Origin of the sequence: Corynebacterium sp. HMSC05D03, from assembly GCF_001807205.1 — a bacterium.
Taxonomy (GTDB): Bacteria; Actinomycetota; Actinomycetes; order Mycobacteriales; family Mycobacteriaceae; genus Corynebacterium; species Corynebacterium aurimucosum.
The window spans coordinates 46054-67833 of the sequence record NZ_KV788177.1 but is presented as its reverse complement, the minus strand read 5'-3'; the positions used below and the strand labels follow the sequence as shown (position 1 = coordinate 67833).

Here is a 21780-nt window from a genome sequence, read left to right as displayed (position 1 = left end):
GAAGGGTAGATACGGCAAAATGAACAACATTCATTTTGTGTCTCGTATCACTGTACAGAAGGAACGTAACGCAAGACAAGGTTTAAACGCTGTGAGTTCTCATCGCCCCAAAGGACGGCCCCATAAAGCGCTGGTCACTCGTGAAAAAATTGCTAAAGCTGCGCTAACCATTGTGGGGGAGGATGGCTATGAAAAGCTCACAATGGCTCGTATTGCACGCAAATTGAATGTGGGAACCAGTGCCCTGTATAACCACCTTTCGGGGAAGGAGGACTTGCTCGCGCTCATCGAAGACGCGGTTATGGAGCAGGTGGAGTGTGGTTCCTTGTATGCCGCGCTTGAGAGTGACCCGAAGATTTCACCCCGTGATGCTCTAGTTAGCTGGGCGACGTCCTACCGTGACGTCTGCGCACGGCATGTCCCGCTGGTACGGATTATTGCGTTGACCCCCATTTCCGGAGCGCCCCGCACAGTAGAGATGTACGAGGTGCTAGCCCGAGTCCTAAAACAAACAGGCTTGCCGAATTCGGCCATTATGCCCCGCATCGTGGCGCTGGAATCCTTCATCTACGGCAGCGCCTACGATGTCCACGCCCCCGAGGACATTTTTGATCTACCAATGGATAGCGAAGCTCGCGCACCGGCACTAGCCGATGCGCGCGGTGCTTTCTTGCCGGCTGCCTCTGCCGAGAAAGGCGCGGAGGAAAGCAACCCTTATGCAGATGAGCCGTTCCGCTTGGGCCTTGAAGCTCTCCTTGCGGACCTTCCAGAGGAGAAAATTGGTTAGTTTCTCCAAGGCTGAATCCCTGCGCGGCGCCAGGCCTCCAAGAACTGGGTGGTCTCGGCTTCGTCCGTGATAGACACGCGCACGCCCTCATCGAGGTAGCGGCGGATGACCACGCCTTCATCAAGCATCTTCGTTTCCACCTCTTCGGCATCTGGGCGCGGCAGCCAGACGAAGTTGCCGTAGGACTTCTCGGCTCCCAGCTCTGTGCAGACGCGGTCGCGTTGTGCTTTGGTGATCTCGACGGCGTCGTCAAGCTCGTCGTGGCGCTTGAGCACCTCCACCGCGGCAGTTTCTGCCATGGCGGTCACCGTCAGCGGTAGGGAGAGTAGCCGCAGCGCGTTGATGATTTCCGGTCCTGCCACCGCGTAGCCCACGCGCATGCCGGCCAAACCCCACGCCTTGGAGAAGGTGCGCACGCCGAGCAGATTGGGGTAGCGCTGGTATTCCTCCACCGAATCCGGGGTATCGGAGGCGTCGTTGTACTCCCAATAGGCCTCATCGAGCAGTACGACGACGTCTTGGGGCACCCGTTCCATGAAAGCGCGGAATTCACCGCGCGTGATGACGGTGCCCGTCGGGTTATTGGGATTGCACAGGATGATGAGCTTGGTCTTGTCTGTCAGTGCATCGAGCACTGCTTCCAGATCGACGCGGTAATCCTCCGTGAGCGGGACCAGAATTGGCTCCGCTCCGGCCATACGCACGTAGAGGGGGTAGGCCTCGAAGCTGCGCCAGGGCACGATGACCTCATCACCCGTCTGACAAGAAGCCAAGATGGTGGCCTGCAGGATGGGCGTGGAACCCGCAGAGACGAAGATATTATCCGCCGGAACATCTAAGTAATTGCACAAGGCATTGGTGAGCTCCAAGCTGCCGGGCTGTTGGTAGCGGTTGGTGGTGCGGGCGGCGTCGGCAACCGCGGCAATGATGTCCTCGGCGGGAGGGAAGGGGACCTCGTTGGAGGAAAGTTTCAGGGCATTGGGGAAATCCTTGCCCACCTTGTACTCGGGGAAGCTTGAGAGATCACTACGGAGCATAATCACGTCCTTTCTAAATCATGTCCCAGATGGTCACGGCCATGATCAGCAGGCCCATGCCGAAGACGAAGTAGTTCCACGGGTCATTGCGGAATTGCTTGTACACGTCCAGTTTCTTGAACATGTACACCGGAACCAGATAGACGATGAACGCCACGAAGACACCGGAGACCACGGAAATCATCGAAATAATGGAGGGGTTAAAGATGGCAACTAGCGTGGTGCACACGAAGACGATGACATAGATGATGTTGAGCAGCGTGCGGTGCGAGACCTTTTCCGCCAGCTGTGGCGCGGCGTTCTTCAGCAGGTATTCCGTTCCCTCTTCGGTACCGAGCATGTGGCCGAAGTAGGAGGAAACGATGGCGCAGATGACCACGATGGGGGCCATGTAGGCCATGAACGGAGTGCCCGTGACGTTAGCGAAGTAGGAGAGCACCGGAATATTTTGCTCGAGTGCCTCATTCATGCCGTCGGCGCCAAGTGCGAGGACGCAGGACCACACGAAGAACATGGTGAAGACGACGAGCAGGATGGCGGTGTAGAACTCCGTGCGGGAGACGCGCTTCTCGGTCTTCTCGCCGTACTGCGGCTGCATGTCGATGGCAAACTGCGAAAGCGCCGCCATGTGGGAGAAGGAGAAGACCAGCACCGGAAGGATGAGGAAGATGCCCTTGAGCATCTGGCCCCAGCCATCGGCACCATCGTCGAAATGGATGAAGCTGTGCAGGTCCCAGCGCGGAATGAGGTAGATGGAGGTGATTGCCAGTGCAATAATCAGCGGGTAGACCAGCACTTGGGCCAGCCAAATCATGGGTTTGCGGCCGATGGCGAAGCCGCCGGTCATGATTCCGACGCAGATGGTGGCGAGCAGCCAGCGGTCGATGGAGGGCCCGCCAAGCTGGTTGACGATGAAACTATCCACTGCGTTGGTGATGGAGACACCGTAGATCAGGACGGTGGAAAAGACCGTGATCCAGTACAGCACCGCGAAGCCAATTCCTTGGCCTTTGCCCAGGTACTGCGAAACCAGCTCGAGGATGTCCTTGCCATGGTCCTCCTTGGGTGCGCCCGCAACGATGCGTGCATAGGTGCGGTGTGAAAAATACACCAGCGGAAGGATGAAGACCGTAGCGAAGACGAGCGGCCAGAAACCGAAACCGCCCGCATTGAGCGGAAGGAAGAGGATGCCCGCACCCACCGCGGTGCCGAAGAGCGTAATGATCCACGATGCGGTGGAGGCGGCGGGGCGCTGCTTGGCAGCGTCCCCCTCGCCCACAATGTGCACGCCCTCCTTCAGATCAGTGGTGGGCGGCGTGGATGGTGTTGGTGGAGTATTGGCAGAGCTCATGGTGAGCCTCCTCTATTCGATGGGCAGGGAGTGGTCCTGGTCGGTGATGACGTTGATGAGCGCCGGTACGCCGTCCTCGGTGATGGCACGCAAGGCCCGGGCTACCGCCTCTTGTGCCTGCGAGTCATCGGTGACGAGCTCGCCATGCGCGCCGAAGCCGCGGGCGACGGCCGCGAAATCCGGGTTTATAAGCTGCGTGCCGGAGACGCGGTCGGGGAAGTGCTTCTTCTGGTGATCGCGGATGGTTCCGAACTCGCCATTGGACATGACGATGATGAGGAAGGGCGCGCCGTACTGCAGCGCGGTGGCTAGCTCTTGGCCGTTCATGAGGTATTCGCCGTCGCCAGCAATGGTGACGACGGTGCGCTCCGGGAACTGCAATTTGGTGGCTACCGCGGCCGGGATGGAGTAGCCCATCGACCCGTTGCGCACGCTGAACTGGGAGGGGTAGACCTGCGAGCGCAGGAACTGCTGGGCCCAGATGCAGTGGTTGCCGGCGCCGAAGGTGTAGATGGGATCCTCGGGCAGCTGCTCGTGGAGTGCTGCGAGGATGGCCTCCATGTGGGCGGTGCCGTCTTTTCCGGGGCGGTAGTTCGCTGGCTCGGGGAGGGTGGCGAAGTCGAGGTGGTTCGCGTGCGCGGTATCAAACCACTCGCCGCGCTTATCCTTGCCCTCGACGTTTAGGCGGTCCAGCGTGTTAGCGAAGGCCACGGGGCTTGCCACGATGTGTTCTAGCAGCGCCACCGAGTGGCCTCGCAGGCTGGTATCGGGATTGATGGCGATGTTGCGTGCCTGCGGAGACTGGCGCAAGGTATAGCCGTCGGTGGGGACGTCACCCAGCACAGCTCCTACCTCGATGACCAGGGAGGCGTCCTCGAGTAGCTGCGCCGCGTGCGGATCACGGCCATATCCGAGCCAGCCGGCGTTGGCGGGGGAGTCGAAAGGCACGCGGTCAGCGGCGCGGAAGTCTTGAATGATCGGGATGCGGTGCTCTTCGGCGAAGCGAGTGATCTTCTCTGCGGCCTCCGGGGTCCAGCGCGGACCGCCGGCAAAAATGAGTGGACGCTCTGCGTGGCTCAGCTCGCGGGAGAGGAGGTCCAGGTGATCGTCGGAAAGCGCGCCCTCCGATACCGGGATGGGTGGGTGGATGCTGCCGGTGAACTCCTGGTGGAGAACATCCTCTGGCAAGCCCACGATGACGGGACCGGGGCGGCCCTGCTGGGCTTGGAAGAATGCCTCGGCCACAACGCGGGAGGCGCGCTCCGGATCATCGAGGACGAAGACCTGCTTGGCCTGGGTGCCGAACCAGGCCTTAGGGTCGAATTCCTGGAAGGACTCGCGGTCGCGGTCGGAGGTGGGGATGAGGCCCACGAAGAGGACGAGCGGGGTGGCGTCCTGCCAAGCGGTGTGGATACCCACGTAGGCGTTGGCCGCCCCGGGGCCGCGAGTGACCATGGCGACGCCCGGCTGGCCGGTGGCTTTGCCGTGGGCTTCAGCCATGTAGGTGGCACCGCCTTCGTGCCGGGTGACGATGGCTTCGACGGGGGAATCGTAGAGTCCGTCCAGCACGGGAAGGAAGCTTTCGCCGGGTACGAGGAATGCGCGGGGCACATTGTGCGCGGCGAGGGATTCGGCAATGGCGGCGCCGACGTGTGACATGGAAACCTCCTTGAAGTAGTTGTGTTGGTGGTCTCATTATTCTTTGGTGATGTCATGTTGTCTAATGTCTAGAAAGTTGGAAAGGCATACCCTCAGGGCATGGTTGGTGGTAAAAGTAGGGAAATGGACATGGTGAAGGCCAAATATTTCCTTGCGATTGTGGATTCCGACACGGTGACTGCTGCTGCGGAACGCCTTGGAATAACTCAGCCGGCGTTAAGCCGGCAGCTTAGGCGCTTTGAGAAAGAACTGGACCTGGAGCTCTTCGTGCGGGCTGGTTCCTCGCTAGCGCTCAGCGATGCGGCGCATGCCCTCATCCCGACCTGCCGCCGCCTCCTCGCGGAATCCGCGCGCGCCGGGCAGGCGGTGGAGGCACTTCGGGCGGGCAGTGTCCCGGCGTTGCGTGTGGCGGCTACGCCGACGACGATTTCGACGCTACTTGCCCCTTTTATTGAGGCCGCTGGCTCAACTATCCCTCTGCTCACCACGACCCCGGTCACGCACTATGACGTTTTCGACGCGCTGGAAGGCGCCGCCGACGTGGTGATTGCTACCATTCCGCCAGGCAATGACGTGGCCTCGCTGGCTTTGGGCACGATTCCGGTGCGTGCCTGGGTGCCGCCGACGCATCCCTTAGCACTGGAGCGTGCGGGTTCGACCAGCGTGGAGGTTAAACGGTTATTGCAGGAAAATGTGGCGCTGCCCTCGCGGCGAAGTGTGTCTCGCGGGGTGGTGGATTCCTTCGTGGGCACGGCTGGCTACGCCTTAGGCTCGCACGTGGAGTGCGATGATACGGCAACGTTATGCGCCTTGGCGCGTGCTGGGCGAGCCGTAGCGCTCATGACGGAGCTGCAACCAGTGCGGCTGGTGGGCTTCGACGTGGTCGATGGTGAGCGCGCTCTGGCAGGGGTACCGCTGGTCGCGGCCTGGTCCCCGGGACACTATGCGGGGGAAGAGATTGCGCAGATTGCCCAACGGTTCCGCAGTTTTATTGAGGGGTCGCTTCGCTAGGGCGTTTTCTTGGCGCTGGGCGCTTCGCGCGCCTAGTTTCGCAGTCGACAAAACTGCCCCAGTTGCCAAAGATCTGGCCAGATCTTGAGGCGGAGACAATAACTTTGGCGAGTAGGGCGGTTGCGCAGCACACAGCGGCGTGCCGTGTTACCTTGGAGCCTAACTTTCCGGGGGGAATGACATGAAACATGGCATTGTGTGCGGCCTATCTAAAGGTGCGCTTGCAACTCGCGTGCGCCGAGGAGAGATTACGCGACTTGCCAAGGGGCTTTATGTCTGGGGCAGGCCCGAGCCATTAGAACTATTAAAGCTATTACAGGAGTACAGGCCATTCCTTAAGGCGACAGGAACAACGGCTGCCCAGGTGCTTCTTGGCGAGACCGTGACTTTTCCACTGCGGCTCGCCAGTGTGGAGAGAATGCCGACATCAACCTTTTATGTGCACTCGCGGGTGAGCGTCGAGAGTTTCGTTACCTCGTCTGGGATCCGGGTCCTTAATCCTCTTGTCGCCATGAAATCTGTTAGTCCTGAACTGGGGATTCGCGTGTTTGAGTCCATCTACTCCTCGAAGGCCGGACGCGCCCGACTGGATAGTCACCGCGAAGCACTCAATGTCACCCCTGTTGCAAGCCAACGAATGCTAGAGCAGGCCGCGTTGTTCACGGATTCTGGTGCGGAGGTGAAAGTAGCCAAGGGGCTGAAAAGGCGTGGGCTCAAGGTCGAGTGCAACGTTGTTATCGGCCACTACACCTGGGACATCGTGCTCCCAGAGCTCAAAGTTGCGGTAGAAATCAACGGGATGAAATTCCATTCCCAGCAAGAGTCATGGTTGCGGGACCATTGGAAGAACAACGAGGGCGCACTGATTGGGTGGCTAACGCTGCGCTATACAGGTCATTGCGTGGCGCATCATCTGGACTATGTCATTGACCAGATAGCTAATGCCAGGAATCCGGACTTTGAGAAGCGTTACTTCAAGTTCATCGGTTTCTGGCACGAGGGAGTGTTGCCGCCCAAGCCGAAACCGTGGGAATACAGCGAGCACTTGGGGTATGTGCCGCCTGTGCCGCCGGAACCACCCGACTATCCAGAACCGCCCGACTTCCCGGAGCCACCCGACTGCCCTAGGTGACGAAGTTATTGCCAGATCTTGAGTCAGAGGCGAAAACTTTGGCAGGACGGGCAGTGTGGGGCATGTTCCTGGCAGTTGTGCCCGGCAGCATACGGCTGACGCTAGGCAGCAACCAGCCCCTCAACGATGAGCGCCAGGGCCGCGCTGATAGCCACGACGATGACGATGCGGTTGAGCACCTTGGCGTTGATGAAACGGTTGAGGTAGCTGGCGGCGATGAGGCCCACGATGGCTACCGGCAGGTAAGCCGCGGCAGCGGTGAGCTGCAGGCTGGTGATTTGCCCGCTTAAGCCCAAGATCGCCAGCGAGATGGTGCAGCCGATGATGAAGGTACCCGACAGGGTGCCGCGTATGCGGGCTGGGTCATAGCCCTTGAGTACCAGCGCCATGGGCGGGCCGCCGATGGAGGTGGATGTTCCCAGGAACCCAGAGGCAACGCCTGCCACCGCAATGTTGGTGGTGGTGCGCTTGGGGGACCAGCCGAGGCTGGACAAAGTCATGGCAAAGATGACCGCGCAGCCGATGAATAGGGAGAGCCCGCGGTGGGAGAGGGAAGCAATGGCCCACGCGCCGAGCAGGGATCCGGGTATTCGCGCGATGGAGGAGATGGCCACGATGTCCCAGGACACCGCCGAGCGCGCTTTGAGCATCGTCGTGGTGGAAATGACAAAAGCCAGCAGGAGGATAAGCGTGGGAACGAGCTCCGGTTTGATCAGCGCCAAGATGGGGGTGGCGATGGTGCCCAGCCCAAATCCGATGGTGCCCTGGCAGATTGTCCCCACGAGGATGAGCACGCCGATAAAGATGTAGAGCCAGCTGAACATTGCTCTACTATCTCATGAAGGCTTTTAGGAGCGGACGGTGACCTTCTCGTTGTCTGCGATTTCCTGCAAACGGTCGGCTGAGCACAGGCCCGCCACGATGACGGCGGAGCCGCCCGCGGCCAGCGGTTCGAGCACTGCACGCTGGAAGGAAGCGGTGTCCGTCCAGCCCTGTGAAAGCACGCGCTCAGCGCCCAAATCCGTGGGGAAAAGCTCCGGCAGTGGGGTCGTGGTGCCATAGAAGTGATCACCATAGAAGCGCACGGTGGGGCCGAAGTCGATGGTGCCCAGCGGCAGCTCGCCGCCGCTTTCGACAACGCCGCGGCCAAAAGGATCCTGCGTGACTAGCACCGTATCGACCAGTGGGGCTGACGCAGAGTCGGCGCCCGCCGCAGCCTTGAGATAGGTCTCCGGGGAGGTGAAAACCACGGCGATATCGTCGGCGTGCGGTTCTGTAGCAACCGCACCATTCTTAATGTCGAAGGGGACTCCGGCGGCGAGCGCCCCAAGCGCAATGACGGCAGCCTGCCAGGACACCGGAAGGTCAATGAGGATGCGAGAATCCGTGTCTGGTTCGAGGTCGAGCTCTTCCAACAGCATGTTGGCAATCTTGGAGGTCCAGTTCTCCAGCGTTTGCGCCGAGAAGTCCATGCGGGTGCCGTCAGTTTCGTTATAAACACTGAGCCGGGGAGCAGAGGCATCGGCGGACAGGAGATGCTGTAGGAGTTCCATGTCCGCCCATCGTAGGTGGCAGGCGCTCAGCCCGCCACGAACGACCGGTGACTAGGCCCTTGAGTCTACTGCGAGTTCACCTCGCAGCAGACTAGTTCACGCAGCGCGGGCCATCGCCGCCAGCGTCGATCTCAGGCGAAACCTCCGCGGTACCGAAATCATCGCCCGGGGTACCAACTTGCTGAGTGTCGCCACCCTGGCTGGGCTCCGCAGCAGCCTCTTCTTCCTGCGCGGAGTCATCCTTCGGGCCGGAGTAATCATCAGTAGCCACCACGATGAAGGTATCCGGCTCGAGCTCTTCGTTGGCCGTGACCGGCAGTCCGCCGAGCTGCTCAGCCAGGGCCAGGGCGCGCTCATCGTTAGCATCCGCGGCCACAATCTGGGACTCGGTATACAGGCCCGACTGCGCATTGGCCGTGCGCTCAACTGTGTAGCCCACGTTCTTCAGCCACGCGCCGATTCCGCCGGCCATTCCGTCGACGTTGCCGGCGTTCAAGACGTGCAGGTTGAGGTTTTCAGCCACGGGCTTCTCGCCGTTGTCGCCGCCCTCGTCCGAGGCGGCATCCTCAGACTTTTCTTCTTCCTCGGCTTCTTCTTGGGACTTGGCCAAATCTTCCATGAAGCGGTGGACCTCTGCGGTATCGATGGTCACCACCGATTCGCCATAGTCACCCACGCCGGTAATTGAGGTCACCGGGATCGTCGTAAAGGTCACGTTGCCGCCGGCCAGCCCGGCCAGCTGGGTGACGAAGCCCATGATGTCCCAACCGTCATCGATGACCACGGAGCGCTCCACGGCATCGGCAATCTTGTTGAGTTTGCCAGGGGAGGTCAGCGTGCCCGAGTCCAGCACCTTCGAGGTCAGCGATGCCATGTAGGCCTGCTGGCGCACGATGCGGTCAAGGTCACCGCGCGGAAGATCATAGCGCTGGCGCACGAAGGAGAGGCCCTCGGATCCCTGCAAGGTTTGGCGCCCGGCCGGGAACTTGGCGCCCGACATCGGATCATCGACGGCGTCGTTGAGGCAGACGTCGACGCCCCCGACGGCGTCGGTAAGCAGCACGAAGCCCAGCAATCCCACCTCTGCGTAGTGATCAACGCTGACATCAGTGAGTTGGTGCACCATCGAAATGAGGCCAGAACGGCCGGCCTCCGTGCTTTCCTTCTCAATCTCCTTGTCCGTATGAGGTGCCTTTTTGCCCGCTGCTTCAGCCTCCGCGTTGTCCTGCTGCAGCTCCTCCATCTTGGCTACCTTGTGTTGCGCAAAGACTGCGTTGATCTTCGTGTTTCCGAAGTCTTCGTCGTGGACATAGGTATCGCGCGGAATGGATACTGCCGTGGCGCGCGAGCCATCGTTGGGAATACGGATCACCATGATGGTGTCCGTGTTTTCTTCACCTTCGTCCACGCCGGCATGCAGGTCTGCCAGCTCCTGTTCGGAAAGCGGATTCCCCTTGGCATCGGTGCGGGAGTCCTTGCCCACGAGCAAGATATCGACCGCGCCATCGAGACTGCTGTCCTTGAAACCACCCTGGTTACCCAGCGCCAGGTTGGAGGCGGAGGAAATATCATTTCCCAGCTTTCCCACGGTGAAGTAGCCCACGCCGGAGAGCACCAGGACGACAGCAGACAGGAACGCGACGACGGCTTTCACCGGCGTCGATCCTCGTTGGGCGGTGGGCGCGGACTGCGAGGGCGCGGCCTGGATATGGCGGGCGGCGCGCGGGGAGTTCGGGGAAGTCACGGGACTAGTTTAGGTGAGCTCGCTGCAAAAACGTGAAGCAGTGTCGCGGGCGCGTGCGCGCACTGGCGTTGGGTACGCTCAAATTTATCGTGAAGAATATACAGAAACCCCTGGCCGTGGTCACCGTGACCTTTTCTCCTGGCCGTTACCTCAGCGATTTCTTGTCCTCGCTGCGCTTGGCGACGTCCCGTCCAACCCTCACCATCCTCGCCGATAACGGCTCGACCGATGGGGTGCCGGAAGCTGCCGCGCGGGAGCACGCGGACGTGGAATTCCTCGATACCGGGGGAAACCTCGGTTATGGCGCCGGAATGAATGCCGGCGCGCGTTTCGCTCGGGCGAAGGGCGTCGATGAAGAGTTCTTTCTCATTGCTAACCCGGACGTGACGTTTAGCGAAGGTTCTCTGGATGAGCTGATCGCGTGTGCGCGCCGCCACCCAGATGCCGCGGCGGTGGGGCCGCGCATCGTGGAGCCGGATGGTAGCAACTATCCCTCTGCTCGCGCGGTGCCGACGTTGCTGACGGGTGTTGGCCATGCGCTCTTTGGCACAATCTGGCCTTCCAATCCGTGGTCGCGCGCCTACCGCGATGATGCCGACATGGACAGCGAGCGCCCGGCCGGCTGGCTATCCGGCTCCTGTCTGTTGGTGCGCTGGGAGGCTTTTGAGCAGATTGGCGGCTTTGATGAGCGTTACTTCATGTATTTGGAGGACGTGGACTTAGGTGACCGCTTTGTCCGCGCCGGCTGGCGCAATATCTTCTGCCCCACGGCGGTGATTACCCACGCCAAGGGCCATTCGACGCAGGCCCATCGCGGCGCGATGCTGCGTGCCCACCATGACTCCGCCTATCGCTTCCAAGCGGATAGGCACCCGTACTGGTACCAAGCGCCACTGCGCGCGGCTTTGTGGCTGGGGTTGCGGGTGCGCGGGCTGGTTTTAAGCGCGTGCCGCGACGGCTCCTAGGGCTGGGGCGCTTATACACTAACGGTGGCTTATCTGAAAAGAGATTAAGGAACGATATGACTGAATCAGCGCCCCAGTGGGGATCGACGGCCGATGCCGTCATTCTGGTGGGAGGTCGCGGCACCCGTCTGCGCCCGCTGACGATTGGCACGCCGAAGCCGATGTTGCCCACGGCCAACTACCCATTCCTTCAGCACTTGCTTGCTCGTATCAAGGAAGCAGGAATCGAGCACGTGGTGCTTTCTACTTCCTATAAGGCGGAGGTCTTTGAGGAGTACTTCGGGGACGGCTCCGAGTTGGGCTTGGAGATTGAGTACGTGGTGGAGGAGACCGCTCTGGGCACTGGTGGCGGTATCCGCAATGTCTATGACAAGTTGCGCCAGGATACGGTCATGGTGTTCAACGGTGACGTTTTGTCCGGAATGGATCTGAACGGCATCCTCGATACGCATCACTCCAAGGATGCGGATGTGACGATGCACCTGCTCAACGTTGCTGATCCTCGCGCTTTTGGTTGTGTTCCGACGGATTCTGAGGGCCGGGTGACGGCCTTTTTGGAGAAGACTGAGGATCCGCCGACGAACCAGATTAATGCTGGCTGCTACGTGTTCAAGAAGGATGTTATCGAGACCATCCCGGCAGGCCGCGTGGTTTCTGTCGAGCGCGAAACCTTCCCGCAGCTGTTGGAGTCGGGCCGCCTTGTGGTCGGACACGTGGACAACTCCTACTGGCGCGATATGGGCCGTCCGGATGATTTCGTCCGCGGTTCCTCTGATCTGGTGCGCGGTATTGCGCATTCGCCGTTGTTGGTGGGCCGCACGGGTGAGTCCGTGGTGGATGAGTCCGCGGGTATTGCCGGTGGCGTGCTCCTTCTGTCTGGTACGGCGGTGGGCCGCGGTTCCGTCATTGGGGCGGGTTCGCGTTTGGATGGCACGGTGGTCTTTGATGGCGTGACCATTGAGCCGGGTGCCATCATCAATAACTCCATCATCGCCTCGGGTGCGCACATCGGCGCCAACGCGCATATCGATGGCTGCGTTATCGGTGAAGGCGCCACTATTGGCGCGCGCTGCGAACTGCAGGGCGGCATGCGCGTCTTCCCAGGTGTGAGCATTCCGGACGCGGGCGTGCGTTTTAGTTCCGACGCCTAAGTGCTGCCGCGCAGTGGAATAAAGCGATAGGAAAGCGCGGAGAGCAGGGGGTGTCTCTCGGCGCTTTCCTTTTCTTGTGTATGAGTAACGGCGCCGAAGGCTAAGCGATACACGTGGCCGTGACTCGTGGTTTTCGTGGTGCGAATGAGATCCATGTGTTTTGCCGGACTGGGTGGCGACACGCCGAAGAAACCTTGGAATTGTTCACAGGATAGGGGGAGGGTACTACATGTAGTACCCCCGACGATTACCCCCCGACTAGGAGATCTGTGACTGATGTGAAAGTTGGGGACTCTGTACAGCGTTTTCGCTGGAGCTGCGCAAAAATCTTCCGCGACAGGTTGACGATATTTAGTGATTCGGTGTGAAATGACATCAGTGTAATAAACGGCACGGCGGGCGCGGCACCGAAAAATCTTTTCGGTGTAGGGTCGGTGCCACCGAATTAAGAGAGAAACGACCTCGGAGAAAGGAAGCAGCGTGGACAATACAACGAATAACGGCGCTATTCTCCGTGGCGGTGCTGCTGCAGAGATGTCGCTCGATGAACTCTTTGGTGCCGTCGAGCAGGAGTGGCAAGACCAGGCGCTGTGCGCCCAAACGGACCCGGAAGCATTCTTTCCCGAAAAGGGAGGATCTACCCGCGAGGCTAAGCGCATCTGCCAGGCCTGTGCGGTGCGTGATGAATGCCTCGAGTATGCCCTGGAGCATGATGAGCGCTTCGGAATCTGGGGTGGACTGTCAGACCGTGAGCGTCGCCGCCTCAAGCGTGAAATTGGTTAAAGCGTAGCGAAAGCAGCGCACAATCTTGCTTCCCCCTTGCTATGGGCACTAAGCTCAAAACAAGGGGGAAGCAGTGGTTTTACCAGGTAAAGCGCGTATCAATATCTCCTGGATCGACATTGAGATAGTTTGCCACCAGCGCGGTGAGCACTGTGGACAGTAGTTCTTCGCGCTCCTGGGCAGAATGCACACGCTCCTCCACGGGCATGCGGAAGATGACCAACCGTGCGCGTGTGGGCTGCCCATCGGAATCGACCCCTGCGGGGACAATGCGTCCGAGCGGAACCGGGCCATCGGCGATGATTTCATCCGGCATCACGGTCATATCCACGGATAGGCGCATTCGGGGCACGGTATCGACCGCGAGATCGAGCCCGGTGAGCTGTTCCGCGAAAGCATTGTGGATGGGTGCGTAGGCCTCCAGCACGGCCATGTCGAAGCGCTCAGCGCTGCTGCGATAGCGCGGTGTGTTGTGGGGGAGCAGGGGTCCGCGTGCACCGCGGCCATGGCGGTGGCGGGCCGGGCGAATATGCGGGCGGGGCGTGCTCATGCGGCTTAGTTTAAGCCGCCCGGAACAGGGCTTGCGGCGAGACGCGCCGCGCTGGACTATCTAAATCTCAAGTTAGGGTTTAGACTTGGGCCCGTGAATAGCTCTCGCCATTGCTCCCGCCCCGGCTGCGGCCGTCCCGCCGTGGCGACGTTGACCTATGCCTACGCGCAGCAAACCGCCGTCGTGGGCCCACTGTCTGAAGAAACCGATCCCCACGCCTGGGACCTGTGCGAAAAGCACAGCGCCCGCATCACCGCCCCGCAAGGTTGGGAGATGGTGCGCGTTGACCGCATCGAACTCGATGAGGATGATGACCTCACCGCGCTCGCGGAAGCTGTCCGCGAGGCCGGGCGCGTGACCACAGGCTTGGTGGATGATTCCACTGCTGGTTCCGGTGCCGATCCCATTGACTATTCCGCCACCTTCGACGGCGCCGATCCGCGTAACTCCAACCACCCTGTGTTCCGCACCCGCCGAGTGCACGATGCCCGCCAGCGCCGCCGCGCTCACCTGACTGTGGTGCCGGACGCAGAGTAGCCATTCGGGCGCTTTCTAGCCCGTCGGACGCAGATCACCGCGTCCGACGGGGGTATGCTTGTGGGCTATGCGAACTCGTGAACAGCTCAATGCAGTGATCAAGGCCTATGACGTCCGTGGTGTCGTGGGCGAGGACATCGATGAGAACCTCGTGCGTGATACTGGTGCGGCCTTTGCCGCGATTCTCCGTGGGGAAGGGGAGAGCACCGTGGCGGTGGGCCATGACATGCGTCCTTCCTCCCCGCAGCTGGCCGCTGCTTTCGCGGAGGGCGCTGCTGCGCAGGGCCTCGATGTTATCCAGCTCGGTCTGACGTCTACCGATGAGCTGTACTTTGCCGCCGGCCACCTGAACTGCGCGGGCGCTATGTTTACCGCCTCCCACAACCCGGCGAAGTACAACGGCATCAAGCTGTGCCGCGCGGGTGCTGTTCCGGTGGGCCAGGAGACAGGTCTGGAGCAGATCAAGGACATGCTGATCGACGGCATCCCGGCCTTCGACGGCGAGCCGGGCACCGTCACTGAGCGTGAGGTTCTGCCGGACTACGCGGCATTCCTTCGCGGCCTGGTGCCGCTGGAGAACTCCCGCCCACTGGTCGTGGCTGTCGACGCCGCGAACGGCATGGGTGGACACACCGTCCCGGCGGTCTTTGAGGGGCTGCCTTTCGACGTGCGTGACCTCTACTTCGAGCTGGACGGCACCTTCCCCAACCACGAGGCGAACCCGCTAGATCCGAAGAACCTGGTGGACCTGCAGAAGTTCACCGTTGAGCAGAAGGCGGATATCGGCCTGGCTTTTGATGGCGATGCGGATCGCTGCTTCGTGGTGGATGAGAAGGGCCAGCCGGTGCCGCCGTCTGCTATTTGTGCACTGGTGGCGGAGCGCTACTTGGACAAGTTCCCAGGCTCCACAGTCATCCACAACCTGATTACGTCGAAGACGGTTCCGGAGCTCATCGCGGAGAAGGGCGGCAAGGCCGTGCGCACCCGCGTGGGCCACTCCTTCATTAAGGCCCAGATGGCCAAGGAGAAGGCGGTCTTTGGTGGTGAGCACTCCGCTCACTACTACTTCCAGGAATTCTGGAATGCGGACTCCGGCATGCTCGCGGCCATGCACGTGCTGGCAGCCCTGGGTGAGCAGGACAAGCCGCTGAGCGAGCTGATGGCCCAGTATTCGCGCTACGAAGCCTCGGGAGAGATTAACTCCACCGTGGAGGATCAGAAGGCAACGACCCAGCGCGTGCTGGATGAGCTGGCGGACAAGATTGAGTCCGTCGACGAGCTCGATGGCGTGACCGTACAGCTCAAGGGCACTGACGCCTGGTTCAACGTCCGCGCCTCCAACACCGAGCCGCTGCTGCGCCTCAACGTTGAGGCCAAGACTGCCGACGAGGTGCAGGCCATCGTCGACGAGGTCCTCGGCATCATCCGCGCCTAGCGTGTGAAGGCACGTGCCTTCACACGAAGGCCTCGAGCCTTGAGACGAAAACTGCCCTATCTGACGATTTTCCCCGCGTTCATTGCGGCGGGAGCGATAACTTCGTCAGATAGGGCAGTTTTAATTGGGACGAGCCGGCTTAGTCGCGCGAGTGGTTGACCATCTCTTCCCACTCGACAAACTTCTTGCGCTCGCGACCCTCGGCCTCACCCAGGGCGCGCTCGGCGGCGTCAAGCTTCTTCCAGCCCTCCCAGGTCAGGTGCTCCAGGCCCTTGGACTTGAAGAGCTCGACGATGTCCTCGTCACGGGAGTGGGAGAGGTTGCCTGCTTCGGCGTCGGCAAGCAGCATGCCGATGGTCTCCGTGGCATCGGACTTGGTGTTGCCGATGAGCCCCACCGGGCCGCGCTTGATCCAGCCGGTGGTGTAGAGGCCCGGGACGATATCGCCGTCGAGGTCAACCACGTGGCCGCCGTCGTTGTTGATGACGTTCTTCTGCTTATTGAAGGGAACGCCCTCGATGGCATCGGAGCGGTAGCCCACGGCCAGGTACACGGCCTGTACCGGCCACTCGGTGAATTTTCCGGTGCCGGAGACAGAACCATCGCCGTTGAGTGCGGTGCGCTCGGTCTTCACGGCAGTAACCTTGCCGTTCTCACCGATGAACTCCACCGGCTGCTCGAAGAGGTGGATCTGTAGGGTGTGCGGGGCATCCTTCGGCTCACGGATGGCGTAGCCTTCCAGAGTCTGGCACACCAGGTCGCAGGACTTGGCCTCTTCGCGGGCCTTGAGGGAGGCTTCGTCGTAGTCGATATCCTCCGGGTCCACCACCACGTTGATGGTCGGGGAGTGGTCGAGCTCCTTGAGCTCCAGCGGGGTGAACTTGGCCTGCGCCGGGCCGCGGCGGCCGAAGACGCGGACGGTGATGGCCTGGTTCTTGGCCAGGGACTCATAGACGTTGTCGGGAATCTCGGTGGATTCCTTGAGCTCATCGCCGGTCTTGGCCAGGATGCGGGCGACGTCGAGGCCCACGTTGCCCACGCCGATCACGGCGACGTCGGTAGCGGAGAGATCCCAGGAGCGCTCGAAGCGTGGGTTGCCGTCGTAGAAGCCAACGAATTCGCCGGCGCCGTGGACGCCCTCGAGATCGGAGCCGGGGATCTGCATGCCCAAGTCGCCGACGGCGCCGGTGGCGAAGACGATGGCGTCGTAGTACTCCTCGAGTTCGGAGACGGTGACATCGCGGCCCACGTTGATGTTGGACAGAAGGCGGATCTGTTCGGTGTCGAGCACTCGGTGCAGGGAGTTAACGATTCCCTTAATGCGCGGGTGGTCCGGAGCCACGCCATAGCGGATGAGCCCGAAGGGGGCGGGCATCTGCTCGATGAGATCGATCTGAACGTTGCCGCCGGTTTTCTTCACCAGGATGTCGGAGGCGTAGATGCCGGCTGGGCCGGCGCCGATGACGGCTACTTTCAGGGGCTGCTGGGTCATGATGGCCTTTCGGAATGTTGTAGTAACTAACGAAAGCTTAGGTCTAAACAAGCGTGGGTTTCATTGAACCGGCTTGTCTGCTGTAGGGCAACTGGGCCTAATTACATTCGGAGAACATTGTGGCATAAACCCAGCGTGCTTTGCATATTCGGGAGAAAATAAAAAAGACCGCTTTGTCTGTTATTGCTAGACCGGTAGGTTTTCACTAACCGACGAAAGGCAGCAAATTATGACCACCGCCACACAGCGAAAGTCACGTGCGAAGAAACCGGAAGGCCAGTGGAAGATTGACGGCACCGCGCCGCTGAACTCCGACGAGGAAATCAAGCAGGCCGACGACGCCCTAGCAGTGCGTCAGCGCGTTATCGATATCTACTCCAAGCAAGGATTTTCCTCGATTCCCGCAGAGGACCTTGCCCCACGTTTCAAGTGGTTGGGTCTATATACCCAGCGCAACCAGAACCTAGGCGGGGAGATGACATCCAAGCTCAGCAACGCCGAGCTACAGGATGAATACTTCATGATGCGCGTGCGCTTCGACGGCGGCCGCGCGGATCCCGCCAAGCTGCGGGCGGTGGGAGAGATTTCGCGCGATTATGCGCGCTCCACCGCGGACTTTACGGACCGCCAGAACATCCAGCTGCATTGGATTCAGATTGAAGATGTCCCCGCCATTTGGGAGAAACTGCGCTCTGTGGGGCTGGATACCTTGTTGGGCTGCGGCGACGTGCCCCGCGTCATTCTTGGCTCACCGGTAGCGGGAGTGGCTGCCGACGAAATTATCGACGCCACCCCGGCCATCGAGGAGATTAAGAATGACTACCTCCTGCGCGATGAATTCCATAACCTTCCGCGTAAATTCAAGTCCGCCATCTCCGGCAACGTGCGTCAGGACGTGACCCACGAGATCCAGGACGTTGCCTTCGTGGGTACGGAGCATCCGGAGTACGGCCCGGGCTTCGATTGCTTCGTGGGCGGAGGACTGTCCACGAACCCGATGCTCTCGCAATCCCTCAGCGCGTGGATTCCGCTCGAGCGCGTGCCGGAGGTATGGGCCGGTGTGGCGCGTATCTTCCGCGACTATGGCTTCCGTCGCAACCGCAACCGCGCGCGTCTGAAGTTCCTGGTGGCGCAGTGGGGCATTGAGAAGTTCCGCAAGGTACTGGAGGAGGAATACCTCGACGCGCCGCTTCTCGACGGCCTCCCGCTACCCGTCGCCCCCGGCAACCGCGATCACGTGGGCGTGCACCGCCAGCAGGACGGCAAGTTCTACGTCGGCGTGAAACCCACCGTGGGGCATGCCACTGGCGAGCAGCTCATTGCCATTGCCGACGTGGCCGAGAAATTCGGCATCAGCCGCATTCGCACGACACCGATGAAGGAGCTGCTTTTCCTCGACGTGGAAGAAGAGGACATTCCCGCGCTGTCACGCGCCTTGGATGAGACGGGCCTATACTCCCAGCCCTCGGAGTTCCGCCGCGGCGTCATCTCCTGCACCGGTCTGGAGTTTTGTAAGCTCGCGCACGTGACCACCAAGGCCCGCGCCATCGAGCTCGTCGACATCTTGGAAGATGCCCTCGGTGACCTCGACGTCCCGCTGTCTGTTGCCCTCAACGGCTGCCCCAACGCCTGTGCGCGTTCGCAGGTAGCGGATATCGGGCTCAAGGGACAGATCGTGACGGATGCCGATGGCAACCGCGTTGAAGGTTTCCAGGTCCACCTTGGCGGCGCCCTCGGGCTATCTCCGGACTGGGGCAGAAAGCTGCGTGGGCACAAGGTGGTGGCGGATGAGGTTCCGGACTATGTCATTCGCTTGGTCAACAAGTACAAGGAACAGCGCGAAGACGGCGAACAGTTCCGCCACTGGGTCTTGCGCGCGGACGAGGAGGACCTGCAGTGAATTTTCGCCGTCAACCTAACCCCAACCGCAATCACCCAGCCTTTTGCCCTTATTGCGCTGGGACAAACCTTTTCCCAGATGAGGAAGATGATTTTGCCTGGAAGTGCGAAGAGTGCCTCCGCATCTTTTCTGTACGCTTCCACGGCCAAGACGATGCCCCCGTAGCGCCCGCGCCGGCGGTCTCCTCCGCGGAGGCGCTGCAGCGCTCTCTCGCTCGCCGCGGCCATTCCGCTGCGAAAGCACAGAACTAAGGAGACGCACCATGACCGCCCCGACTGCCGCAACCGCATTACTGACCTTGTCACACGGCTCGCGCCACCCCGAGGCCGCAGCGAACGTTATGGCCCTGACCCACGCCGCTGGCGAGTTGGCCGGTGTGCCGGCCACCGCCGCACACTTAGAATTCAATAACCCGCCACTCGATGAGGCGGCGTGCAGCTTGGCAGCGCAAGGGGTACGCGAGGCGGTCGTTGTGCCTTTGCTCTTTACCGAGGGTTACCACCAACGCATCGACGTTCCTGAAGCTGTGGCCCAGGCTTCTGCGGCATCTGGAGTGCGCCTTCACCAAGCCCGTGGACTCGGTACCGGTGAGGACATGGCGCGTCTGCTGGCAGAGCGAGTTCCAGAGGGAACAGATACCGTTGTGCTCTATTCTGTCGGCTCCTCCGATGAGCGTGCCAACGCCGCCGTTGCTGGTCTAGCGCGTCGTGTCGGTGAGCTTGCCGGTTGCACAGCGAAGGTTGCCTATGCCACATGCGGTGAGCGCCAGCCACTTGACCCAGATGGCAATCGGGAGGTCGTCGTGCCGCTCTTTGTGAGCCCGGGGCTGCTTTTAGATCGCCTCGACGAGGATGCAGGGCGCAGCGATGGGGAGACTCGGCAGATTCTCCCTCCGCTGGGTGAGGCACTCGCCGGCATTGTTTCCCACCGTTATGCGGAGGTGGCCCATGCGTAGCCTCATTCTCATCGCGGTTGCGGGTGCCGCCGCGCAGCTTGTCGACGGTGGCATCGGCATGGGCTTCGGCGTCACCTCCACCACCATCCTGCTGTTAGCTGGCTTGGGACCCGCGACGGCCTCCGCCGTGGTGCACGCCTCGGAGCTGGGTACCACCTTGGTCTCCGGAATTAGCCACTGGCGTTTTGGCAACGTGCACTGGCCTACGGTGCTCAAGCTCGGTGTGCCGGGAGGCCTGTCAGCCTTCATCGGAGCGACGGTTCTGTCTAACCTCTCTCTCGAAGCTGCCGCGCCCGTAACGTCTGCGATTCTCGTGGTCCTAGGCATCAACCTCGTCTGGCGCTTCTCGCGCCCACGGAGCCGCACATCGCAGGAAACTCGACAGCACTCCACTCCTCTTCTCGCGGGGCTCGGCGTGGTGGGAGGCTTTGTCGATGCTTCAGGCGGCGGTGGCTGGGGCCCGATTTCCACCTCGACGCTCATGGCGGTCGGCCGTGAGCAGCCGCGGCGCATCGTCGGCACGGTCAACACTGCAGAATTCCTCGTTACTTTTGGTGCCACGGCGGGCTTCATCGTTGGCCTCTGGGAGGAGATCGTGGCTAACGCTGCCGCGGTTGTAGCGTTGCTTATCGGCGGGGTGATTACCGCACCGATTGCAGCCTGGCTCATCTCGCGCATCAACCCCACGCTCCTTGGGGGATTCGTGGGCACGGCTATCGTGACGCTCAACATTCCTAGGGCCCTAGGGTGGGCGCTGGCGCATCAGCAGATCCTTCTTTTGCAGGTCGCTGCGCTGGTCCTCGGAGTTGCTCTCACGGTCTGGGCGAATCAACGCCGGGCTCGATCCGCGCAGGGCGCGGAGGGGGATAGCACTTCGCAGCAGCGCACCGGCAGCCGCGTCGTTGAAACAGCGGAGCCGACCGGCCGCGAGGCCGCCCATGCAGGAAGCTCCGCGGATTCGGAGGACGAGCGCGTCGGAGTTGAGTAGAACTTGGCGCTAGAGCCCGGCAACTTCACCGATGACGATGACCGCCGGGGGAGCCACCGAGTTCTCTTCCATCGTGGCCCCTAGCTCAGCCAACTCGCACTGGAATGCTCGTTCGCCATCGAGGGAGCCTTCCTGAATGATGCGCACGGGGGTGTGGGGCGACAGGGAGGCGTCGATCAGCGCAGCAGCGATAGCGGCCGCGTTTTTGACACCCATGATGACAGACAACGTAGCCCCAGATTGTGCCAGTGCTGCCCAATCCACCAAAGACTTGGGATGGCCTGGCGGCAGGTGCCCGGAGACCACCGTGAAGGCATGAACGACGCCACGGTGCGTCACCGGCGTTCCCGCCAGTGCGGGCACCGCGACCGCCGAGGTCACCCCGGGGATCACTTCCACCGGGATGCCCGCTTCCGTAAGCGCAGTGAGTTCTTCGAAACCACGCCCAAACACATAAGGATCCCCACCCTTGAGGCGGACCACGCGGCGCCCCTGGCGGGCGTTGTCAACCAGAATCTCGTTGATGCGCTCCTGGGCCACCTGGGCGCGGTAGGGGATCTTGGAGACGTCGATAAGTTCCTTGGTGCCTATATCGCACAGCTTATCCAGCTGGGCGGTAGGACCGAGGTGATCTGCCACGATGACCTCGGCCTCCTGCAGCGCCCGCATGCCACGCACGGTGATGAGATCCCACGCGCCAGGGCCGCCGCCGACAAGGACTACCGGATGAATGCTCATGGCCACTAATCC

21 protein-coding genes are annotated in these 21780 nt (G+C 61.3%); 12 read left to right on the top strand and 9 right to left on the bottom strand.

Annotated elements, in window-relative coordinates:
- Nucleotides 1-37 precede the first annotated feature (37 nt).
- Nucleotides 38-787 (top strand): TetR/AcrR family transcriptional regulator, encoded by a 750-nt coding sequence (locus HMPREF3147_RS06655; protein WP_371325742.1) that lies wholly within the window; start codon nt 38-40, stop codon nt 785-787.
- On the opposite strand, the gene HMPREF3147_RS06650 is transcribed toward HMPREF3147_RS06655, so the two are convergent.
- Genes HMPREF3147_RS06650 through HMPREF3147_RS06640 form a run of 3 tightly spaced genes read right to left on the bottom strand, consistent with a single transcriptional unit; the run spans nt 784 to nt 4834 of the window.
- Nucleotides 784-1824, bottom strand: a complete 1041-nt coding sequence (locus HMPREF3147_RS06650; RefSeq protein WP_070446213.1) for a histidinol-phosphate transaminase — start codon at nt 1822-1824, stop codon at nt 784-786. The two genes, HMPREF3147_RS06655 and HMPREF3147_RS06650, sit on opposite strands and share 4 nt — an antisense overlap.
- A gap of 13 nt (nt 1825-1837) precedes the next feature.
- Nucleotides 1838-3175, bottom strand: coding sequence for an aromatic amino acid transport family protein (locus tag HMPREF3147_RS06645; RefSeq protein WP_070446211.1), 1338 nt, complete (start codon nt 3173-3175; stop codon nt 1838-1840).
- Nucleotides 3176-3187: 12 nt separating this feature from the next.
- Nucleotides 3188-4834, bottom strand: a complete 1647-nt coding sequence (locus tag HMPREF3147_RS06640; RefSeq protein ID WP_070446209.1) for a thiamine pyrophosphate-dependent enzyme — start codon at nt 4832-4834, stop codon at nt 3188-3190.
- 129 nt (nt 4835-4963) lie between these two features.
- Here HMPREF3147_RS06640 and HMPREF3147_RS06635 point away from each other — a divergent pair, with 129 nt between their 5' ends.
- Nucleotides 4964-5845, top strand: coding sequence for a LysR family transcriptional regulator (locus HMPREF3147_RS06635; protein ID WP_246815737.1), 882 nt, complete (start codon nt 4964-4966; stop codon nt 5843-5845).
- Between the two features lie 181 nt (nt 5846-6026).
- Nucleotides 6027-6977, top strand: a complete 951-nt coding sequence (locus HMPREF3147_RS06630; protein ID WP_070446205.1) for a type IV toxin-antitoxin system AbiEi family antitoxin domain-containing protein — start codon at nt 6027-6029, stop codon at nt 6975-6977.
- 101 nt (nt 6978-7078) lie between these two features.
- Here the strand turns inward: HMPREF3147_RS06630 and HMPREF3147_RS06625 are convergent, their stop codons facing one another.
- The 3 genes from HMPREF3147_RS06625 to HMPREF3147_RS06615 all read right to left on the bottom strand — a co-directional run bounded on the left by HMPREF3147_RS06625 (nt 7079) and on the right by HMPREF3147_RS06615 (nt 10274).
- Entirely contained in the window at nt 7079-7801 is a 723-nt protein-coding gene (locus HMPREF3147_RS06625) for a sulfite exporter TauE/SafE family protein (protein WP_070446203.1), read from the bottom strand.
- A gap of 24 nt (nt 7802-7825) precedes the next feature.
- Nucleotides 7826-8530: a TIGR03089 family protein gene (locus HMPREF3147_RS06620; protein WP_070446201.1), complete on the bottom strand. Its 705-nt coding sequence runs from the start codon at nt 8528-8530 to the stop codon at nt 7826-7828.
- A gap of 91 nt (nt 8531-8621) precedes the next feature.
- On the bottom strand, nt 8622-10274 hold the full coding sequence (locus tag HMPREF3147_RS06615) for an LCP family protein (protein ID WP_210384575.1): 1653 nt from the start codon (nt 10272-10274) through the stop codon (nt 8622-8624).
- 89 nt (nt 10275-10363) lie between these two features.
- Between HMPREF3147_RS06615 and HMPREF3147_RS06610 the strand changes: the two genes are divergently transcribed.
- The 3 genes from HMPREF3147_RS06610 to HMPREF3147_RS06600 all read left to right on the top strand — a co-directional run bounded on the left by HMPREF3147_RS06610 (nt 10364) and on the right by HMPREF3147_RS06600 (nt 13173).
- A complete protein-coding gene (locus HMPREF3147_RS06610) occupies nt 10364-11239 on the top strand; it encodes a glycosyltransferase family 2 protein (RefSeq protein WP_070446586.1) in 876 nt (291 codons plus the stop codon).
- 56 nt (nt 11240-11295) lie between these two features.
- Nucleotides 11296-12390 (top strand): mannose-1-phosphate guanylyltransferase, encoded by a 1095-nt coding sequence (locus tag HMPREF3147_RS06605; RefSeq protein WP_070446197.1) that lies wholly within the window; start codon nt 11296-11298, stop codon nt 12388-12390.
- Between the two features lie 534 nt (nt 12391-12924).
- The gene (locus tag HMPREF3147_RS06600; RefSeq protein WP_005528147.1) at nt 12925-13173 is read left to right on the top strand and encodes a WhiB family transcriptional regulator; all 249 of its coding nucleotides are present in this window, start codon (nt 12925-12927) and stop codon (nt 13171-13173) included.
- Nucleotides 13174-13252: 79 nt separating this feature from the next.
- Here HMPREF3147_RS06600 and HMPREF3147_RS06595 read toward each other — a convergent pair whose 3' ends face one another.
- On the bottom strand, nt 13253-13723 hold the full coding sequence (locus HMPREF3147_RS06595; protein ID WP_070446195.1) for a metallopeptidase family protein: 471 nt from the start codon (nt 13721-13723) through the stop codon (nt 13253-13255).
- Nucleotides 13724-13816: 93 nt separating this feature from the next.
- Here HMPREF3147_RS06595 and HMPREF3147_RS06590 point away from each other — a divergent pair, with 93 nt between their 5' ends.
- Nucleotides 13817-14260, top strand: coding sequence for a DUF3499 domain-containing protein (locus tag HMPREF3147_RS06590; protein WP_012714896.1), 444 nt, complete (start codon nt 13817-13819; stop codon nt 14258-14260).
- A 67-nt stretch (nt 14261-14327) separates the two neighbouring features.
- On the top strand, nt 14328-15695 hold the full coding sequence (locus tag HMPREF3147_RS06585; protein WP_070446193.1) for a phosphomannomutase/phosphoglucomutase: 1368 nt from the start codon (nt 14328-14330) through the stop codon (nt 15693-15695).
- A gap of 139 nt (nt 15696-15834) precedes the next feature.
- Here the strand turns inward: HMPREF3147_RS06585 and HMPREF3147_RS06580 are convergent, their stop codons facing one another.
- Entirely contained in the window at nt 15835-17187 is a 1353-nt protein-coding gene (locus HMPREF3147_RS06580; RefSeq protein WP_070446191.1) for an FAD-dependent oxidoreductase, read from the bottom strand.
- Between the two features lie 229 nt (nt 17188-17416).
- On the opposite strand from HMPREF3147_RS06580, the gene HMPREF3147_RS06575 reads away from it, so the two are divergent.
- The 4 genes from HMPREF3147_RS06575 to HMPREF3147_RS06560 are packed head-to-tail and all read left to right on the top strand — an operon-like array spanning nt 17417 to nt 21030.
- Nucleotides 17417-19087: a nitrite/sulfite reductase gene (locus HMPREF3147_RS06575; RefSeq protein WP_070446189.1), complete on the top strand. Its 1671-nt coding sequence runs from the start codon at nt 17417-17419 to the stop codon at nt 19085-19087.
- A complete protein-coding gene (locus HMPREF3147_RS06570; RefSeq protein WP_070446185.1) occupies nt 19084-19338 on the top strand; it encodes a hypothetical protein in 255 nt (84 codons plus the stop codon). The genes HMPREF3147_RS06575 and HMPREF3147_RS06570 overlap by 4 nt, the downstream gene beginning before the upstream one ends.
- Nucleotides 19339-19349: 11 nt before the next feature.
- Complete coding sequence (locus HMPREF3147_RS06565) at nt 19350-20042, top strand: sirohydrochlorin chelatase (protein WP_070446183.1); 693 nt, start codon at nt 19350-19352, stop codon at nt 20040-20042.
- Nucleotides 20035-21030, top strand: coding sequence for a sulfite exporter TauE/SafE family protein (locus HMPREF3147_RS06560; protein ID WP_070446181.1), 996 nt, complete (start codon nt 20035-20037; stop codon nt 21028-21030). The genes HMPREF3147_RS06565 and HMPREF3147_RS06560 overlap by 8 nt, the downstream gene beginning before the upstream one ends.
- Nucleotides 21031-21039: 9 nt before the next feature.
- On the opposite strand, the gene cobA is transcribed toward HMPREF3147_RS06560, so the two are convergent.
- Entirely contained in the window at nt 21040-21768 is a 729-nt protein-coding gene (gene cobA / locus HMPREF3147_RS06555; RefSeq protein ID WP_070446179.1) for a uroporphyrinogen-III C-methyltransferase, read from the bottom strand.
- Nucleotides 21769-21780 lie beyond the last annotated feature (12 nt).

Coding starts and splice junctions, on each gene's coding strand:
- HMPREF3147_RS06650 (WP_070446213.1), bottom strand. CDS start 1,824: ATGCTCCGTAGTGATCTCTCAAGCTTCCCCGAGTACAAGGTGGGCAAG.
- HMPREF3147_RS06645 (WP_070446211.1), bottom strand. CDS start 3,175: ATGAGCTCTGCCAATACTCCACCAACACCATCCACGCCGCCCACCACT.
- HMPREF3147_RS06640 (WP_070446209.1), bottom strand. CDS start 4,834: ATGTCACACGTCGGCGCCGCCATTGCCGAATCCCTCGCCGCGCACAAT.
- HMPREF3147_RS06635 (WP_246815737.1), top strand. CDS start 4,964: ATGGTGAAGGCCAAATATTTCCTTGCGATTGTGGATTCCGACACGGTG.
- HMPREF3147_RS06630 (WP_070446205.1), top strand. CDS start 6,027: ATGAAACATGGCATTGTGTGCGGCCTATCTAAAGGTGCGCTTGCAACT.
- HMPREF3147_RS06625 (WP_070446203.1), bottom strand. CDS start 7,801: ATGTTCAGCTGGCTCTACATCTTTATCGGCGTGCTCATCCTCGTGGGG.
- HMPREF3147_RS06620 (WP_070446201.1), bottom strand. CDS start 8,530: ATGGAACTCCTACAGCATCTCCTGTCCGCCGATGCCTCTGCTCCCCGG.
- HMPREF3147_RS06605 (WP_070446197.1), top strand. CDS start 11,296: ATGACTGAATCAGCGCCCCAGTGGGGATCGACGGCCGATGCCGTCATT.
- HMPREF3147_RS06600 (WP_005528147.1), top strand. CDS start 12,925: ATGTCGCTCGATGAACTCTTTGGTGCCGTCGAGCAGGAGTGGCAAGAC.
- HMPREF3147_RS06595 (WP_070446195.1), bottom strand. CDS start 13,723: ATGAGCACGCCCCGCCCGCATATTCGCCCGGCCCGCCACCGCCATGGC.
- HMPREF3147_RS06585 (WP_070446193.1), top strand. CDS start 14,328: ATGCGAACTCGTGAACAGCTCAATGCAGTGATCAAGGCCTATGACGTC.
- HMPREF3147_RS06580 (WP_070446191.1), bottom strand. CDS start 17,187: ATGACCCAGCAGCCCCTGAAAGTAGCCGTCATCGGCGCCGGCCCAGCC.
- HMPREF3147_RS06575 (WP_070446189.1), top strand. CDS start 17,417: ATGACCACCGCCACACAGCGAAAGTCACGTGCGAAGAAACCGGAAGGC.
- HMPREF3147_RS06565 (WP_070446183.1), top strand. CDS start 19,350: ATGACCGCCCCGACTGCCGCAACCGCATTACTGACCTTGTCACACGGC.
- HMPREF3147_RS06560 (WP_070446181.1), top strand. CDS start 20,035: ATGCGTAGCCTCATTCTCATCGCGGTTGCGGGTGCCGCCGCGCAGCTT.
- cobA (WP_070446179.1), bottom strand. CDS start 21,768: ATGAGCATTCATCCGGTAGTCCTTGTCGGCGGCGGCCCTGGCGCGTGG.